Source organism: Sphingobium aquiterrae, assembly GCF_037154135.1.
GTDB classification, from domain to species: Bacteria; Pseudomonadota; Alphaproteobacteria; order Sphingomonadales; family Sphingomonadaceae; genus Sphingobium; species Sphingobium aquiterrae.
In genome coordinates this window covers 107,575-124,776 of sequence record NZ_JBANFL010000006.1, presented here as the reverse complement: position 1 = coordinate 124,776, position 17,202 = coordinate 107,575, and the positions used below count along the sequence as shown (strand labels likewise).

17 protein-coding genes are annotated in these 17,202 nt (G+C 62.5%); 13 read left to right on the top strand and 4 right to left on the bottom strand.

Annotation, left to right across the window (positions count from 1 at the left end; translation table 11 throughout):
- The 12 genes from traC (at position 1) to WFP78_RS08135 (ending at position 13,946) form a co-directional block, all read left to right on the top strand.
- Positions 1–2,592 carry a type IV secretion system protein TraC gene (gene traC, locus WFP78_RS08190; protein ID WP_336960521.1) on the top strand — a complete coding sequence of 864 codons (2,592 nt, stop codon included), beginning with the start codon at positions 1–3 and terminating at the stop codon, positions 2,590–2,592.
- A 3-nt stretch (positions 2,593–2,595) separates the two neighbouring features.
- Entirely contained in the window at positions 2,596–2,955 is a 360-nt protein-coding gene (locus tag WFP78_RS08185) for a hypothetical protein (protein WP_015460516.1), read from the top strand.
- On the top strand, positions 2,948–3,601 hold the full coding sequence (locus tag WFP78_RS08180; protein WP_336960519.1) for a type-F conjugative transfer system protein TrbI: 654 nt from the start codon (positions 2,948–2,950) through the stop codon (positions 3,599–3,601). The genes WFP78_RS08185 and WFP78_RS08180 overlap by 8 nt, the downstream gene beginning before the upstream one ends.
- On the top strand, positions 3,582–4,118 hold the full coding sequence (locus WFP78_RS08175) for a S26 family signal peptidase (RefSeq protein ID WP_336960517.1): 537 nt from the start codon (positions 3,582–3,584) through the stop codon (positions 4,116–4,118). Before WFP78_RS08180 ends, WFP78_RS08175 begins: the two co-directional genes overlap by 20 nt.
- Entirely contained in the window at positions 4,115–4,768 is a 654-nt protein-coding gene (traW, locus tag WFP78_RS08170; RefSeq protein WP_336960515.1) for a type-F conjugative transfer system protein TraW, read from the top strand. Before WFP78_RS08175 ends, traW begins: the two co-directional genes overlap by 4 nt.
- A gap of 65 nt (positions 4,769–4,833) precedes the next feature.
- Complete coding sequence (locus tag WFP78_RS08165) at positions 4,834–5,037, top strand: hypothetical protein (RefSeq protein ID WP_336960513.1); 204 nt, start codon at positions 4,834–4,836, stop codon at positions 5,035–5,037.
- Positions 5,034–6,056, top strand: coding sequence for a conjugal transfer pilus assembly protein TraU (gene traU / locus WFP78_RS08160; RefSeq protein ID WP_015460511.1), 1,023 nt, complete (start codon positions 5,034–5,036; stop codon positions 6,054–6,056). The genes WFP78_RS08165 and traU overlap by 4 nt, the downstream gene beginning before the upstream one ends.
- 11 nt (positions 6,057–6,067) lie before the next feature.
- Positions 6,068–6,814, top strand: coding sequence for a type-F conjugative transfer system pilin assembly protein TrbC (gene trbC, locus WFP78_RS08155; protein WP_336960725.1), 747 nt, complete (start codon positions 6,068–6,070; stop codon positions 6,812–6,814).
- Positions 6,811–8,676 (top strand): conjugal transfer protein TraN, encoded by a 1,866-nt coding sequence (locus WFP78_RS08150; protein WP_336960511.1) that lies wholly within the window; start codon positions 6,811–6,813, stop codon positions 8,674–8,676. The genes trbC and WFP78_RS08150 overlap by 4 nt, the downstream gene beginning before the upstream one ends.
- 160 nt (positions 8,677–8,836) lie before the next feature.
- Positions 8,837–9,658, top strand: coding sequence for a conjugal transfer protein TraF (locus WFP78_RS08145; protein ID WP_336960509.1), 822 nt, complete (start codon positions 8,837–8,839; stop codon positions 9,656–9,658).
- A gap of 65 nt (positions 9,659–9,723) precedes the next feature.
- On the top strand, positions 9,724–11,124 hold the full coding sequence (locus WFP78_RS08140; RefSeq protein WP_257551748.1) for a conjugal transfer protein TraH: 1,401 nt from the start codon (positions 9,724–9,726) through the stop codon (positions 11,122–11,124).
- A gap of 29 nt (positions 11,125–11,153) precedes the next feature.
- Complete coding sequence (locus tag WFP78_RS08135) at positions 11,154–13,946, top strand: conjugal transfer protein TraG N-terminal domain-containing protein (protein WP_336960505.1); 2,793 nt, start codon at positions 11,154–11,156, stop codon at positions 13,944–13,946.
- Positions 13,947–13,952: 6 nt separating this feature from the next.
- Here WFP78_RS08135 and WFP78_RS08130 read toward each other — a convergent pair whose 3' ends face one another.
- Complete coding sequence (locus tag WFP78_RS08130) at positions 13,953–14,165, bottom strand: hypothetical protein (protein ID WP_336960503.1); 213 nt, start codon at positions 14,163–14,165, stop codon at positions 13,953–13,955.
- Between the two features lie 202 nt (positions 14,166–14,367).
- Here WFP78_RS08130 and WFP78_RS08125 point away from each other — a divergent pair, with 202 nt between their 5' ends.
- Entirely contained in the window at positions 14,368–15,528 is a 1,161-nt protein-coding gene (locus WFP78_RS08125) for a Fic family protein (RefSeq protein ID WP_336960501.1), read from the top strand.
- Positions 15,529–15,547: 19 nt separating this feature from the next.
- Here WFP78_RS08125 and WFP78_RS08120 read toward each other — a convergent pair whose 3' ends face one another.
- From WFP78_RS08120 to WFP78_RS08110, 3 genes are all read right to left on the bottom strand, one after another.
- A complete protein-coding gene (locus WFP78_RS08120) occupies positions 15,548–16,369 on the bottom strand; it encodes a hypothetical protein (protein WP_336960499.1) in 822 nt (273 codons plus the stop codon).
- A 147-nt stretch (positions 16,370–16,516) separates the two neighbouring features.
- The gene (locus tag WFP78_RS08115) at positions 16,517–16,843 is read right to left on the bottom strand and encodes a TraR/DksA family transcriptional regulator (RefSeq protein WP_015449390.1); all 327 of its coding nucleotides are present in this window, start codon (positions 16,841–16,843) and stop codon (positions 16,517–16,519) included.
- Between the two features lie 73 nt (positions 16,844–16,916).
- Entirely contained in the window at positions 16,917–17,153 is a 237-nt protein-coding gene (locus WFP78_RS08110) for a hypothetical protein (RefSeq protein WP_336960497.1), read from the bottom strand.
- Positions 17,154–17,202: the final 49 nt, after the last annotated feature.

Below are 17,202 nucleotides of genomic sequence, written 5' to 3'. Positions count from 1 at the left end.
ATGGCGGGCAAAGCCGGTATTCTCGAGAGCCTGATGTCCGGCATTCTCGGCGACAGCCGGCGGCCTGATTCCGATCGGCCCGAACTTGGCGTTCCCATGCTGGCCGACTGGCTGCCCTATCGCAGCTTCGATGCCAAGACGGGCATTTTCTACAACAGCGCATCGCGAGGCTTCGTCATCGAGGCGGCCCCGCTGATCGGTGCGGACGAGCGCACGGGCGAGATTCTTACCCAGTTCCTGTCTGAAGCGATCCCCGCGCCCGGCTGCCTTCAGTTCCACCAGTGGATGAGCCCGCGCGTATCGGAGCGCCTCTCGCGCTGGTATCTTCCGCGCTATGCGGCCCGCGGCGTCTATGAGCGCATGGCCAAGCATCGGGTGGATTTCCTGACCGATGGCGTCTGGCGTTCGCTGTCAAACGATGCGCCCTTTTCTCTGCGCAACCACCGCGTGGCGATTTCCTATTCGACGCCGGAAGCATCGAGCGTGACGGTCGAAGAGATCGTGGCCGTCATGGATGGCCTGATCTCGGCACTCGCATCGATCAATGTGTCTGCCCGCAAGATGGATCCGACCGATCTGATTGGCTGGGTCGATGATATCACCTCGCCGACCACCGCGGCGGGCGAGGACGTGGTCAATTATAACCCGCTCGATCCCATAGCGGACCAGGCCGTGCGCCGCGATGTCGAGCTCCACATCGAGCCCGATCGCATGCTGCTGCGAACCGAGCGATTTCGGCCGACCGGACACACGGTGAACAATGCACCGGAAATCGGTGAGATCCTGCCCGACGTCTTTGACGTCCGCTCCTTTTCGGTCCGCAATCTCCCGGTGCGGTGGGCGCCCTGGGACGTGGCGCGGCTGATCGGCGACATGTTCACCGACAAGCTGCGCATGCCGTGTCCGGTTGCGACCAACCTGTGCGTCGAATTCCCGGACCCGCTGGCATCGTCGAACAAGGCAAGCTTCAAATTCATGCGGACGACGAGCCTCGCCGATTCCAAGTCGGCCCGGTTCCTGCCGCAGCTGCGCGAGCAAAGCCAGGAATGGCGCTATGTGAACGACGAACTGCGTCAGGGGCGCAAGTTGGTACGCGTTTTCTTCTCGGTCACGTCCTTTTCGCCCAAGGGCAGGGGTGACGCCAATGAACGGGTCCTGAAATCGGTCTACCGCGCGGCGGGCTGGGACCTGCTCGACGATCGCTACCTGCAGGTGATGGGGCTGCTCTGCGCCATGCCGATGACAATGGCGAATGGCCTCTCGCGGGATCTCGAGCGGATGAAGCGGATGCGCACGCTTCTGACGACCACGGCCGCGAACCTCGCGCCCATCCAGGGCGAGTTTCTTGGCGGCCAGGTGCCGCATCTCATGCTGATCGGACGGCGGGGCCAGCCTTTCTTCTGGTCGCCGTTTGAGAATGCGGCGGGCAACCACAATGTCGCGGTCTTCGGCAAGTCCGGGTCGGGCAAGTCTGTGACCCTCCAGGAGTTGTGCGCGTCGCTGTGCGGCGCAGGTGCACGAGTCGTCGTGATCGATGACGGACGCTCCTTCGAGCATTCGGCAAAGCTCCAGGGCGGCGCTTTCGTCGAGTTCACGATGTCGTCGGGCTTCTGTCTCAATCCGTTCAGCATGATCGACGAGGAATTGGCCGAACAGGACGAGGACTATCTGCTCGATTGCATGGCGATGCTCAAAGCCATCGTGAATCAGATGTCGCGTCACATCGATCGGCTGAACGATACCGAGCGAGGCCTCATCGACGGCGCCGTCAACAGCGTCTGGGCCGAGAAGGGCCGGCACGGGGCGATCGACGACGTGATCGCGGCGCTGGACGCGACCGGCAACGGCCTCGCCATGGATCTGGGCATCGCCATGCGACCCTTTTCGTCAGGCGGTACATATGGACGGTTCTTCCAGGGGGAGGTTTCGTTCGAGCTGTCCGCGCAGCTGACGGTATTCGAGCTCTCGGATCTGTCCTCCCGCGAGGAACTGCGGAGCGTCGTCCTGACCGCGATCATGTTCATGTCGCAGCAGATGATGCGCAAGGTCGATCGCGCGATCCCCAAAGCGCTGCTCCTCGACGAAGCGTGGCAGATGCTGCGCGGCGGCGCGATGGCCGACTTCATCGAGGCCTATGCACGCACCTGCCGCAAATACGGCGCCTCGCTGGTCACCGCGACGCAGTCGCTGAACGACTATTACAAGTCCGCCGGTTCCATCGCGGCGCTCGAGAATTCTGACTGGTTCGTCATCCTCCAGCAGAAACCCGAGACGATCGCCGATTTCAAAAAGCACGATCGCTTCGAGATGGACGATTATACCGACGCCTTGCTGCGGTCCCTCAAGATCAACGGCCGCGAATATTCCGATATCCTGATCAAGGGACCGGAGACACTGGCGGTCGGGCGCCTCGTGCTCGATCCTTTTTCGGCCACCGTCTTTTCCTCGAGCCCGGCAGTCTACGCGGCGATCGAGGGACTGGTCGCCCGGGGCCTCAGCATGGACGAGGCTATCGAGCGGGTCGCCTATCCCGAGAATCCGGAAAAATGGGCTTCTCACGACGATGGTGACATCGCCGAGGCCGCGGAGTGAGCCATGGGGACCATGAACCATCGAACGCAGGTCGCCGCGAGCAAGGCCGTTTCCCGGCCGGACTTTCGGGCGATGCTCTACTTCATTCTGCATCTGCTGGGTTTCACCGGATCGACGCTGCTGCTGACCTGGGGGGTTTTCGCGCTCTTCTTTCTCGCTCTGGGCGGCTTCTCGCTCGATGGCTTTATGCACCAGCTCAACAACCTCGCGAGCCGCTACGTCGCTGCTTCTCCAGACCGGATCGCGTCATTCAAGACCATTTTCATTGTCGCGCACCTCGTGGTGGCAACCGGCCTGATCGTCCTGCGGCGGGAAAAAATAGTGCCCGCGATATTGCCCGAAGGAAACCCCGACCATGGCTGAACAGACCGTGCTTGACCTGCCCGCTCCCGTGCCGCAGCCGACGCGGCGCGCGAAACGCGCGATTTTCGGGGGCTTCACACGCCTGCAAATGTTGATGGGCCTCATGGTTCTTGCCGCCCTGGTCTGGGGCATGTGGGTCACCAAGCTCTTGGTTACGCCGACGCAGGACCACATCGTATCCGCGCGCCTCTCCACCATTGTCGGCGAATACGTCCAGGCCCAGGCGCGATCGGCATCGCCGCCGGCGCAGGTTGAAGCGGAAATGCGCAAGTTCATGGCATCGCTCGACACTGAACTGCAGCGGCGCGGCGCGAACGGTCAGATCGTCCTCGTCGGCGAGGCTGTCCTGACCAAGAACGTCCCGGACATCACCGACAAGCTCAGGCACGCCGTTTATGCCTCGGGCGTCGCTCGACCCAAACAGGCGTCGGCCATCGAACTGCAGCAACTCGAGCAGCAAGCCATGCTCGCGGCACAACCACAGCAGGCTATGCCCGCGCAGCCCGCGGCGCCAACCGAATATCTCGATCCTATGGCGTCGGCACAGATGATGCCGTCCGTGCCGCCGGCAACCGGCCCGCAATATGCGCCGCCGTCCGCGTCCGTCTCAACCTTTGGAGGTCCCGATGGCAGCGGTGCTCAATGACGGGGCGGCTCGGCGCTGGCGTCCTAATAGGAGGCTCTGGCTGCTGTTCGGGGTCCTTGTTTCAGGAAGCATGGCCTGGAAGGCGTTGGGGGATTGGCGCGACAACCATCTCTTTTTGATCAACACGACGAATTCCTTGCCGAACTGGGCGTTCCTCATCGATCGGGGGCGGTTGCCGGCAAAGGGTGAGTTCGTCTTTTTCGATCCACCGCAAAGCGCGCTCCTCCAGCGCCATTTCGGACCTAAGCCAAGGATGTTCGGGAAGAGGGTCTATGGTGCGGCAGGCGACGTCGTCGGTCATGACGGCTTCGATGTCACGATCAATGGCGTGCCGGTTGTCCGGATGAAACCGGTCACGAAGGCGGGCGAGCCGCTGACCCCTGGCGCGACAGGGGTTGTTCCCGCGGACTGCTATTTTGCCGCCACGCCGCATCGCGACGGGTTCGACAGCCGCTACGCTGAAATTGGCTTTGTCTGTGCCTCCCAGATCATCGGAACGGGGGAGCCGGTCCTATGAAAGCAATCCTTACGGCAAGCGCGGCGATCATAGGCGTGACCGTGGTGTCGTTAGCCGGGCCAATCCGCAGCGAAGCCAGGGATTACGGTCATGCCGGCCAGACCTTCCCCGTGATCGAGCCCGATCTCCTCTCGGTAATCGAGGGACGGCTGCGCCGCGTCGAAGCGAGCGGCGAGCTGGCGCGGATGAACGGGATATTCGCCAAGCGGGTCGAGCAGCGTGTCCGAAGACCGAAGCCCGTAGAGGGTATTACGCCGGCGCGGACCGCGCGGAGCTGGGACTATGATCCGAGCATCGCGGTCGAACGGGACATCCGCGATCAGAAGGGCAATCTCATTGCGGCGGCTGGGCACCGGATCAATCCGCTTGATTTCGTTGCGATCAAGCAGGATCTGGTCTTCGTCGATGGCGACGATGCCGCGCAGCTCTCCTGGGCAACGTCGCGCTACACTGACCTCAAGGCAAAGATCATCTTCGTGAACGGCTCGCCGATCGAGCAGATGACAGCCAAGCAGCGGCGCTTCTACTTTGATCAGGAAGGTCGGCTCAGCGCGACGTTCGGTATCGAGCACACACCTGCGGTCGTCAGTCAGAACGGCAAGACAATGCGAGTGTCGGAGGTCGTCCTGAAACCAGGGAGGCCTGGCTGATGCCATTATGGCTGGATATGCTGCGGACGCCCATGGCCGCTCCGGAGTCGACCAGGCTCAGGATCATGCGTCTGGCCTGGCTCTCGCTCTGCGTCTCGCTCGCCGTCGCGGTCATCCTCCTGGACCCGTTGCAGGATCAACTGGGCAGGGCGGCGCCGTGCATGATCGCGCTCCTGCTGGCCGTGACGCTGACGCTTACCGTTGTCTATCTGCGCGCCAAGCAGCGGGCGGACACGGCCTATCTCGAGCATTTGGGAGAAAGGGAATGACGCGCGCCGTCCGATCGATCTTCGGCGCGCTGCTCATGGCGCTCTGTGCGCTGGCTTTTGCACCAAGCGCGCAGGCAGCCGGGCCGACATGCAACGGCAAATTCGTCAATCCGATCACCGATGTCTGCTGGTCCTGCCTCTTTCCGCTCTCCGTCGGCGGGTTGAAGATCTGGCCGAGCGGCCGCCCAGACACGAACAATCCGGCCTCTCCCATCTGCGCCTGTGCAGATCCGTTGCCACGTATCGGCATATCGGTGGGTTTCTGGGAGCCGGCGCGGCTTGCGGATGTTACGATGAAACCCTGGTGCTTTCCCAATCTCGGCGGGGTCCGCATCGCGCCCGGTTTCGACATCGGCCAGGGCTATCTGGCAGGGCCCTCCATGGTCGGGGGGCGTTCGCAGAGCACGGCCAAGTGGCACGTTCACTGGTACGTCTATCCCCTGCTCTATTGGATGGAGATACTGACCGACTTCGTTTGCTTCGAGCAGGCGAGCTTCGACATCGCTTATATGACGGAAGTCGATCCGCTCTGGCAGGATGACTCGCTCGCCGCGCTGATCAATCCCGAGGCTATCATCTTCGCCAACCCGCTCGCCAAGGCGGCCTGCGCCGGCGATTGTATCGCCGGGACAGTGAACCTGCCGCTTGACCAGCTCTTCTGGTGCGCCGGCTGTCAGGGCGGGATGTATCCCTTGAACGGCAATATCCCTGCCTCGATCGGCCATGTGCAGTCCTCGCGGCTCGCGCTGTCGCGCTTTGCCTACAAGATGCATCGCCAGGCGCTTGCCTGGGGCACGATGGGCTCGGCCGGTCTCTGCAAGAAATATCTGATGCCGGTGATGCGCAAGCAGCAATACCGGTTCCAGATGACCAATCCGATCCCGACCGTGAGCGGGCGCTTCGCCTGCTCTGCGATCGGGGCCTCGACCATGCCGCCCGATGCTGGCCGCGCCTATCCCGCCGGAGGTGAGGACATGGGCTATCTCGTCTGGCGCAAACGCAACTGCTGCGTGCTGTGAAGGAGGGGACGATGCGACTTCTCACCCTGGGCGCCGTTGGTCTTGTCGCTGCCGCCAGCATGACCGCGCTTCTCGCCCAGACCGTCGATGGGATTGATGTGCAGGCGATCAAGCAACGATCGACCGACCTGCAGGCCGATGCCCAGGCCTTCGTGGATCAGATAAAGGATCGGGGCGATGCCTTCCGCGAGGAAGCTGCGGCAGTGCGCGATGGGGGCATGGAGAACATGCAGCGCGTGGCGTCCACCGATCTACCCAAGGGGCCAGTGGGCGCGATCGACTTTGATGAGATCGTTCAGGGGGCGGTGACGAACGCTGCCGCCGGAGGTGGGGATGCGCCGCAGCTGATTGCGTTCGCGAGCCTGTCGATGCCGCCCAAGGCGCTGCGGCAGCTCATTCAGGACACGGCCAGGGCCGGGGGCGTCGTGGTGTTCCGCGGTTTCCCGAACAATTCGATGAAGGAGTTTTCGGAAAGACTCGGCAAGCTCGTCGAGCGACAGGACGATTTCGCCAACATTGGTATCGATCCGAGGCTGTTTCGCGCCTTCGATGTCCAGGCCGTGCCGACATATATCGCGGTCTCTTCCGACTTCGACCTCTGCGCCGGCTTTTCTTGTCGGACACAAGTTCCGCCCTATGATCGGATGATCGGCAATGTGACTGTCGAATATGCGCTGACGTCGTTCGCGGACGGGAATGGGCCGGGCGCTCGCGTGGCGGCGGTGGGTCTGGCAAATCTTCACAAAGCCCTGCCGTGAGCGTTCGGGCGGCCCTGATTGCATTGTTTGCAGCCCTTACGGTCGCCGCGCCGGCGGCCGCCCAGATGAGTGTCGAGGAAGCGCGCCAGGAAGGACGATCGCTCGGCAATGAAAAGCGCCAGGATTCGACGCTCGTTCCGACAGACAATGCCCGGGCCGAAGCAGTGCCCGGCTATGCCGGGACCTCGCTGCCGCAAGGGGCCTATTTCAACAATCCTGAGCGGATGGAGGCAGAAGCCGCCGCGACGAGATCCTCCAACGAGCAGTACCGGATCACCACCGATGCTGACCGGACGCGGCCGACCTTCAGCAATACCGAAATCCTCGAGACGACGGCGCGCGCGACGGCCGTCGAGAATGATCCCTCGACCTTCCTGGCCGGTGAAAGCTACTCGGGCTCGTCCGGCACCTGCACGCCGCTGCCGCCCGCGACGGGCAGCGATGGCTACTACGAGACGAGCTGCAATGCCGGGAGCAAGGTCACGACCGACAATCGAACCTGTTCGATCAGTCTCGACGTGCGGTCTGAGACCCGGTCGATCTACACCTATTACGCGGGCCGACTAAGCTTCATGCCGGCTGATGGCGGCCCTTATCCGGCCCGTGCTGCGTTCGACGACGAGATCGCGTCGGGCGTCTGCTGGGAGAGCCGCCCAATCGACTATTGCGACAATATGAGCGCCTATGGATACACGGCGGCGGATACCTGCAAGAGCCTGGGCCACACCGCCGTCGAGGTCAAATGCACGGCCGAAGCCCAGGGGATTACACCAGGCGCCTATCATCCGGGTTATGTGCTCGCGACCGGAAGATATTGGCTGTCCCAGGTCGACGAGCCCACCGTGACCACCGTCACGCGCAATGAAGGCCAATGCGCATCGCTGGCGGCAGATTCGATGTGCGAGCAGCAAAGCGAAGTCTGCACATCGAGCGATCCCGTTACCCGGATCGTGAATGGTGTACCGGTCACCCAGCCATGCTGGGCCTGGGCGCGGACTTACGAGTGCAACCGGATAACCACTGGACACAACGACTGCGGTACGCTCGAGGCCAATGGCGCCTGCACCTATGTCCGAACCGAATGTCTCGATGAAGAGCCAAATGGCGCGTGTGCGGTGGAGGAGCGGGTTTATCGTTGTCTGACGCCCGGCAGTGCGGTCAGTGATGCGCCGCAATATATCTGTGGCGACGATGTCTACTGCATCAATGGCGACTGCGAACCGATTGTCCGCGAGGCGTCGACGGAGTTCAAGGACGCGCTGGTCGCGCTGCATGCGATCGATCGGGCGGGCAAGGAATTCGACGAGAATAACTTCACCGTTTTTCAGGGCACGCGCGAGACCTGCCACAAACCGGTGTTCGGCCTCATCAACTGCTGCGCCGGCAAGGTGTCCGGCCTGTTGACCGTCGGCGCCGGGGCGGCGGCACTGGCCGGTGGTCCGACCGCGATCGCGGCGCTGGCAACCCCGTTCCTGACGCTCTTCGCGTGCTCCCAGAGCGAGATGAGGCTCGATATCAAGGACCGCATGGGCTTTTGTCACAAGGTCGGGACTTATTGCTCCTCGAGCTTTCTTGGCATCTGCAAGACCCGGCGCACGGCCTATTGCTGCTTCGAGAGCAAGCTCAGCCGCATCCTCCAGGAGCAGGGAAGGGTCCAGCTCGGAAAACCCTGGGGCGCCCCGAAGCGCGAGCAATGTCACGGATTCACGATCGAAGAGTTCGCGCGCCTCGATCTCTCGGTGATGGATTTCACCGAGGTCTATGCCGAGTTCGTGGATGCCGCGCGGCTTCCCGATGAAGTCGAGACCATGACCCAGATCCAGCAGAAGATTGAGGATTATTATGACCTTCACGGCACATGACACGGCTGCACACTCCGCCGGTCTGCACCGGCTGCTGTCACCGCCCGACCACCGTTCGCATTCCTCTTCGCGAGCGACCTCCTACCGGACCCATCATTCCCATTCCCTTCCGCGCTCCATCCCTGCGTTTCGGAGGCTGTTCCCGAAAGGACGTCCATTGATGGTTAGAATATTGGTTGCGCCGCTCCTGGCGCTTTCGCTCGCCAGCATGGCGACGCCCGCTCTGGCGCAATCGCACGGTCCCTCTTCGGATGGCGTTGAGCGGCATGAGGCTCACGACGCCTTCTACTGCGCCGAACGCCGGCTGGGGCAGTGGTTCTATTGCAGCAAGCCCAAGCCAGCCGAGCAGGAAAAGGCGGCTGCGGTTCCGCCGCAGAGTTCGGTCGAGCGGATGGCTGCGATCACGCGCCAGCTCGATGAACTGAAGGCGCGTGCGATCCTGGAGCCGACCGACGAGAATGTGGTCGCTTATGTCCGGTTCCAGCGTGAACAGCTCGATCGCGCATCGACCTTTTCCGACACCTGGCAGCGCGCCCTGTGGCAGAACCCGGATCTCGACTACACGCTGCAACGCCCGGTCTCGACGGTGGGCAAGCGCGCCTGGCTCGACAATCGGCGTGCGGACCGCGATGCGGTGATGGCGAACCTCAGTCAGCGCTACGGCCTTTTCTATTTCTACGCGCAGAGCTGCGGCGCCTGCGACCTTTTCTCACCAATCCTGCGCTCGGTGGCGGACAGCCATCGCATGGCCGTGATGGCGGTTTCGATGGATGGCGGACCGAGCCGCGATTTCCCGAACTATGTCGTGGACGCTGGCCAGCGGGCGCGAATGGGGATTCCGGGCAATGAGACGCCGGCGCTGGTGCTCTTCGACACGATGACGCGGCGGACCATTCCGGTGGGCTACGGCATTCTGAGCGCCGATGAGATCATGGACCGCATTTTCGCGCTGACGAACACCAAGGTGGGGAGCGACTTCTGATGGGACGGGATCGCCGCAGCGGCCTTATGCGCCGCGCACTTCGCTCTACGGCGGGATGGATTGGCATGCTCGCCGCGGCCAATCTCGCCTTTATCGGCACGGCGCAAGCCGATGTCGCATCCGAGATGAACAACTTCTTCTCTGACGCCGGGGGAGCAGCCAATGTTACCGGGCCATCGGCGTTCCAGGGGCAGTCGGCTGGCTACTATTCGCTCGGCAATGTCTGGACGCGTTTTCCGCAGAAAAGCGTCCAGCCCTTCAATCTTCAGCTTCCCAGCGCACGCGCCGGTTGCGGAGGGATTGATCTCTTCAGCGGGAGTTTCTCGTTCATCAATGCGAGCGAGATCATTGCGATGCTCAAGGCGACCGCCAACAACGCGCTTGGCTTCGCCTTCAAACTCGCGATCGATTCTGTGTCGCCCGAGATTGGCAAGGTCATGGACGAGTTCAGCCAGAAGGCGCAGCTCCTGAACCAGATGAACATCTCGAGCTGCGAGACGGCGCAGGCGCTGGTTGGCGGCATCTGGCCGCAGATGGAAACGACCCGCGCGACGATCTGTGAGGCGGTGGGCAACAGCCAGGGCGTCTTCTCCGACTGGGCGGCCGCGCGCCAGGGCTGCAACAACGGCAATCGGCGGGACGCGACGATCGCGGGCAATACCGATGCGTCGATGAAGGACCAGCTGGTTGGCGAACCACACAATTATACCTGGGAAGCCCTCAGAAAATCCGCCAAGTTCGGCGCCTTCGACAAGACCTTCTCGGAATATGTCATGACGCTTGTCGGCACGGTGGTGACGACACCGTCGACTGATCCCAGCGTCGGCGGGAAGGTCGTGATGTTCGGGCCGGCGGAGGAAGCGGTGGTCACCGCGCTTCTCGACGGCACAGCCGATGCGCCGCCGGTCAAGATCCTGCGTTGCAACGACGAGAACTGCTACGACGTCGGCGAGCAGACGCTCTCGGTGCCCGCGTCTTCCGCGCTGCGGCCGCGGATCGCGACGATGATCCGGTCGATGAGCGACAAGATCCGCTCGGACACGCCGCTCGATGCCGCCGAGAAGCAGCTCCTCAATCTCGCAACCGTGCCGATCTACAAGATTCTTAGTGTGCAGGCCTATGCGCATTACGCGCTGACGCAGGGCGAGATCGAGACACTCTCCGAGATCGTCGCCGTCGACCTTCTATCGGCTATGCTCGACAATATGCTCGACCGGGTCGAGCAGGCGAAAGTCCATTACCAGACCTTCGACCAGGAGACGGCGGCGCAGTGGAAGCAGCAGATTGCAGCAACACGTGCGAAGTTCAGTCAGCGCGATGTCAGGCTGAACAACAAGCTGCAGGTGACGATGCAGATTATCAATCGCAGCGTCATGCTGGAATCGACGCTCCAGAATTCGATGTCACCGGGGATGGCCGCTGCGCTGAATTTTTCGCGCGGGCTCAATGCCCAGGGATTGAACTAGGCGGCTGAACTAGACGCAGGGGCAGGCCAATGCTTGAGGTCTTTACGGTTGGGGGCGGCGAGTATCTCGTAAACATCTTCAACGCGGTCGCAGCCTGGTCGGGGGGAGGGGGCTATCGCTCGCTCATCCGCGTCGTCATGGTCATGGGCCTCATCTATTCATTGCTTGTGGTCGCTTTCACGCTGAACTGGAAGGCCTGGATGAACTGGTTCCTCCAGGCGACGGCAATTTACCTGTGCCTGATGGTCCCGACGATCGACATCAAGGTCACCGATCGCATCAACCCGAGCCTCGCGCCGGCGACAGTCGACAATGTCCCGCTGGGGCTGGGAGTCCTCGCCAGCTTCACAACACAGATCGGTGACTGGCTGACGCGGACGGCCGAGACGGTTTTCGCCATGCCGAGCGAACTCAACTATAGCACCAACGGCATGGTCTATGGCGCGCGCCTGTTCGATGCGACGCGCAACTTCATCATCCGTGATGCGGAGTTCTCGACCAATCTCGAAAACCACTTCAAGAACTGCCTGTTCGGCGACGTCATGCTCTATCAGAAATCGCTCACCAATCTGGCGACGGCAACCGATCTCTGGGCCGCCGTTGGGCCGGGGTCGGAGGCGCGGTCACAGCAGTGGCTCGAGCGCCAGGGCGACGGGACGGTCAACAGTTTCATCATCACCTGCAGGCAAGCCTATCAGGCGCTGGACGCGCAGTGGGGGCCGATGATCGAGGCGAACACGCCTCTCTGGGGGAAAGAGGTCTATCCCAAGCTGAGCAACGCTCTGGCGGTGGACAAGCTCAAGCATGACGTGCCCATCGTCAGCGCGGCATTCACGGGCTCGGGAGGAGGCTATGCGGAGGTGATGCGCCAGAACACGGCAATCAACGCTTTCATGCAGGCCCGCAATGCGATGTCGGGCGGGACCGGCGCGGCGTCAATCGACACATTCGCGCAGACCCGCGCCGATATTCAGGCCCGCAACACCTATAATTCGATTGCCCAGCAGGCGATGGCGTGGGTGCCGATCCTCAATATCGTGCTGACGGTGGTCTTCTTCGCGATGTTTCCGATCGTGTTCCCATTGTTCCTGATGCCGCAGACCGGGATTTCGACGCTCAAGGGCTATGCGACTGGCTTCTTCTATCTTGCCGCCTGGGGCCCGCTTTACGTCATTCTTCATATGATCTGCATGACGCGGGCGACGTCGGCGGCGACGGGCGTTGCCGGCGGCGGCGTGTCGCTCGCGAGCTATGCCGGGATAGGTGCCGTCAACGGCGAGACCGCGACGATCGCCGGTTTCATGCTCATGAGCGTGCCGTTCCTTGCCGCGGGCCTCGCGCGCGGCGCGATGTCGATCGCCGGGCATTCCATGTCCATGCTGGCGCCTGCCCAGAATGCGGCCGAGGCGGCCGCGCTCGAGCAGACGACCGGAAACTATTCCTATGGGAATGTCAGCTGGGCGAATGCGACGTCGAACATGCGCCAGGCTGATCAGTGGACCACCGCTCCAACATACATGGGCGGTGGGGCGAGCTTCGGTTGGCGTCAGGACAATGGTGCGATGGTGACGGGCTTCGGCAATGGGCAAGAGGTCTATGATACATCCGCGGCGATTTCGCGGCTTGCTTTCACGCCGACCATGACATCTGGATCGGTGGCTGAATGGCGCGAGATGGCCAGCGAGGCCCATCGTCAGGCGCGCGCTTATGAAAATGCGGCCAACGAGGTCCTGACCGCGACTCATGCCAACCGCAGCGCGTTCGGCACCTCGACCGAACACAGCCGAGGGTGGGATTCGAGCAGCGGCAGCCAGGCAAATAGCTCGGTCGAGCAGTTCGATCGGCGCACGGGGAGCAGCTCACAGGGTATCGAGGAACGCTCGACGATTTCCCAGAGTGAGCGAGTGTCGGGACGACACGACCGGCAAGCCCAGATTTCCGATCAGGTCAGCGGGACCGTCGGCGCCGGCGCCGGCGGGCGCGGCAAAGGCGGAGGAGGCGGTAGAGGGCTACCGGGCATTAGCGGCAATGTCACAAAGGCAGGCACTCAAACAGATTCCATGAACTGGACCACCGATGATTCCCGGAGCAGCGAGAACGGGAATACATCGTCGAGTGGTGTCCGGGACGAGCATGCGAATGGAATGGGTGCTTCGATGTCGGAGGGCACCTATGTGCGCAGCGGCGTCTTCGCTCGGGCGACGACGACGGACTCTTCTTCGATGAGCACCGAGGATTCGCTGGCACTCGCCAAATCCTATTCGGAAACCGCACGCCGGCTTGATGAGCTGTCGCAGCAGCTCTCGCGGGATGCGAGCTATGCCGAGACGCACGGCATGCAATTGAGCGAGAATCTGAGCCAGGATCTCGCTCAATGGTACCGCCAGCAGCAGGTCGCGAACCCTGGGCTTGACGCGCCCGAGTTGTGGGCGACCGATCTGACGGCTCAGCAGCGGGCGGTCCGGCAGGAGATGATCACGCGTTGGATGGCGGACAAGCAGGCCTCGATCCGGGGCGAGATTGAAGGGCGGTTGCAGGCTCCCGATCTGGTCGATGTACACCGCCCCTCGGTCGACAGTGCGGCCGATGTGCGGGCGGCGTATCGGCCGCGGGGCCTGGGCGGCCTGCCTGCGGGGCCGGGAAAGGGGCAACCCTCAGAAGCGGCGGAGATCATCGACGCGGGCAAGGCAGAACTCGAAGGCACACGCGCCGCTGCGCAGACCATGCGTGGGCAGCGCGTCCAGGGTGCGGCCGAGGTGCAGGGCGAAGTGAGCCGCAGCCGGGATCACGGTTTTTTCCATGATCCCAAGCTACGCGAATGATATTGCTCAGATGAACAGGAAGAAATAGCCGATAAAGCCCGCCATCAGAAAATAGGCCAAGGCATAGCCAATTCTGCCGCCGAGCGTGGGTGTGCCCTTGTCGTCGGTGACCATCTCGACGTCGGGAACTTCTTCTTCGATAAACGTATAGATCGGAGAATCAGAAAGTCCCTTCGTACGATTGTACGTTTCGACATCGAATTTTACGAAGGTGACCATGACGTTGATATATCTATCACAACCTCTGCCGCCTCACAACCGAGTGCGCTGGTTTCGGGCGGACTTCGCGTCATCGATCGGCGTCGAGATGGTCATCGGGAACGGCGAGAATATCCCCATCGGGTATTCATGATCGATAACGAGCGCTTTCATAAATCAGAAATGGCGCATAAAATGATCGATAGAAAGGCGTTTATCGATCATGCTCTGGAACTGGCAGCTCTCCGATTGGACCCAATTCACCTTTGATGAGGCCCGTTTGCGCGATGCGGAGACGCGGTTCCTCAAGGGTGCCGGTGTCGTCGTCGGATCGATGCATCACCTTGATGGGGAAGCCCGTCATGGGATCGTGGTTGAGCTGATCTCGCAGGAAATGGTCGACAGTTCGGCCATTGAGGGCGAGATTTTGGATCGCATCAGCGTCCAATCCTCCATCGCGCGCCAGCTCGGCTTTGCGGCGGACAAGCGGCGGTCCGACCCGCCTGAGGCTGGGGCAGCCGAACTGATGGCGGACCTCTATCGGCGCTATGCGGAGCCGCTGACCGACCGGCTTCTGTTCGACTGGCACAAAATGCTGATGAACGGGCGACGCGATCTGGCCGGGATCGGCAGTTATCGGACCCATGCCGATCCGATGCAGATTGTGTCGGGCGCGCTGCATGCGCCGCGCATTCATTTCGAGGCGCCGCCGTCCGACCGGATGCCGGACGAGATGGCGCGGTTCATCGCCTGGTTCAACGATAGCTCGCCTCAGGGCAGCAAACCCTTGACGGCGATCACACGTGCAGCGATCGTCCATCTCTGGTTCGAGACGATCCACCCTTTCGAAGATGGCAACGGCCGGCTTGGACGCGCCCTTGCGGAAAAGGCGCTGGCGCAAAGCCTGGAGGCGCCGACGCTCACCGCGCTGGCGGCCACCATCAACCGCCACAAGAAAGCCTATTATACCCAGCTGCATCGGGCCAGCCAGACCAACCGGATCGACGCCTGGATGGTGTGGTTTGCCGACATCGTGCTGGAGGCGCAGGGGCGCACGATAGAGAGCATCCGGTTCCTCATTGAGAAGACCCGCCTGCTTGATCGTCTGCGCGGCAGGATCAATGCGCGCCAGGAAAAGGCGCTGATCCGCATGATGGGGGAAGGGCCGGATGGCTTCGTCGGGGGGCTCAGCGCCCATAATTATCGCACGATCACGGAAGCTGCCTCGGCGACGGCGACGCGTGATCTGGCGGAGTTGGTCGAACTGGGCGCGCTGGAGCGGGTTGGCGAGCGACGCTACACGCGCTACCATTTGACAATAGCCAACAGAAAAGACGTCGACAGCACGGACGGGTATGGCACCCGACCCTTACAATCCGGGTGAGGCCGGCGCCGGTTGAAGGTCAGGGCAGGGTCTTCCTGAGCCAGTCGATGAAGGTGCCATCTTCCCAGTTCGCCAAGGTCACCAGGAAATCGATTGGCGGGAGACTGACGGCGGAATGGCCGGACCGTTCATCGCCGGCGACCCCCAGGTGAATTTCACGGGTCGCACGGCCCGGCAAGGAGAGGCTCAGCGTGAGCCGTGTCGGCCCCGTGCAGGAAAACGGCAATTCGCGCCGGATCGCACATTCGGCGCCATGTGCGTCAAGCGCCACCTGGAGGTGCTCGAGCGCACGGAGCACGTCACGGTCAAGGCTTGCGGAGACGGGAACGAAGCGGCGGGCATGGTAGATTGGTATTGCACAGGCTGTGACGGCGTGTGCTCGGCCGTCAGCGGCGGCCTCGCACCGGATGAGGGCCAGAAACGAGCCGCCGGCCGCTTCATGGGCTATTTCGATACCATCCCGGACGCGAAGAGGCTGCCTTTGCGGCAAATAGAGCAGGGGTGACCGGGCATCGACCGCGTAGAGTAGCAGAAAGCCTGGGATCGGGTGTCGGGGACGGCCGCGGCGGATCAGCGTGGACGCGACTTCGCCGGACTGGAGGGGGGCGGCGTGAGTCCAGAGATGGTCGGCCAGGCTCATGCCGGGGATCACCTCTAAATCCTGGGCGGCTATGAGCAGCGCGTCGAGCGCGTCCGTTATGGACGGATGGTCGGGAGCAGCGGCGGGCGCCGGAATGATGTGTCGGTCGGCGGCGCAAATCAGACATTCGAGCAGTGCAGCGAGGTCGTTTGCGGTGGAAAAATTGTCCGCTCCGGATAGTGGAGGAATGCCATGGTCCATAGACAGGGAGAATGATCGGCGGCGAGCCCCCGACGCTGGTGGACCCGTCCCGTTCATATTCATTGCCGATCTTCCCCGGAGGACTTGAGCCTGGGGCACAGGCCGCGAGAGGCAGCCGTTCTGTTCACACGATACGATGGAACGCGGTCATTGCTCGCTCCGGGCGCATGCGATGCAAAGCGCTGCCTCGGGCCGAACCGCGAGGCGCGCGGCGGCGATGGCGCCGCCGCAGCGGACGCATTCGCCATAGGTGCCCCGCTCGATCCTTTCGAGAGCGCGGCTCACGGATGCGATCTGGCGGTCGATGAGAGCAGCCTGACCCTCGAGCGCGGCATCGTCTTCCATTTCCACCGCCTGCTCGGAAAAATCGGCATTCAGCGGTTCCGCGAGGTCGGTTTCGACCCGGGCCTGTCTGCCGCGAAGCTCGACGAGCTGCTCTTCAAGCTGGGTCTTGATGGCGGCGGTATCGGTCATTCGGTCATTCCTTCACACGTGCATGCCGTCTGTCGAGGGCCGGGCCAAGGCCGCGATCGCATCGGGCAGGCGTTCAGAGGGCCTGCTTCAGGCGCTGATAGGCGGCGCGCAGTTCATTGCCGAGGCTTAGCAGGGCTGCCTTGATACCCTCGCCGCTCTTGTGAAGACCAGCCTCCGCAACGAAGTGATTCCACTTGGCCTCGATTTCTTCCCATTCCTGCTTTGTTTCCATGGTCCCGAGGTGGACCTGAACCTTGGCTTCGTCCCTGAGCTTGGCGAGATCCGCCTTCAGGTCATCAAGTGCACTCATGTCGTTTCTCCCTGGCCGGCAACGCGCGGCAGCCTCATTCCACTACCGA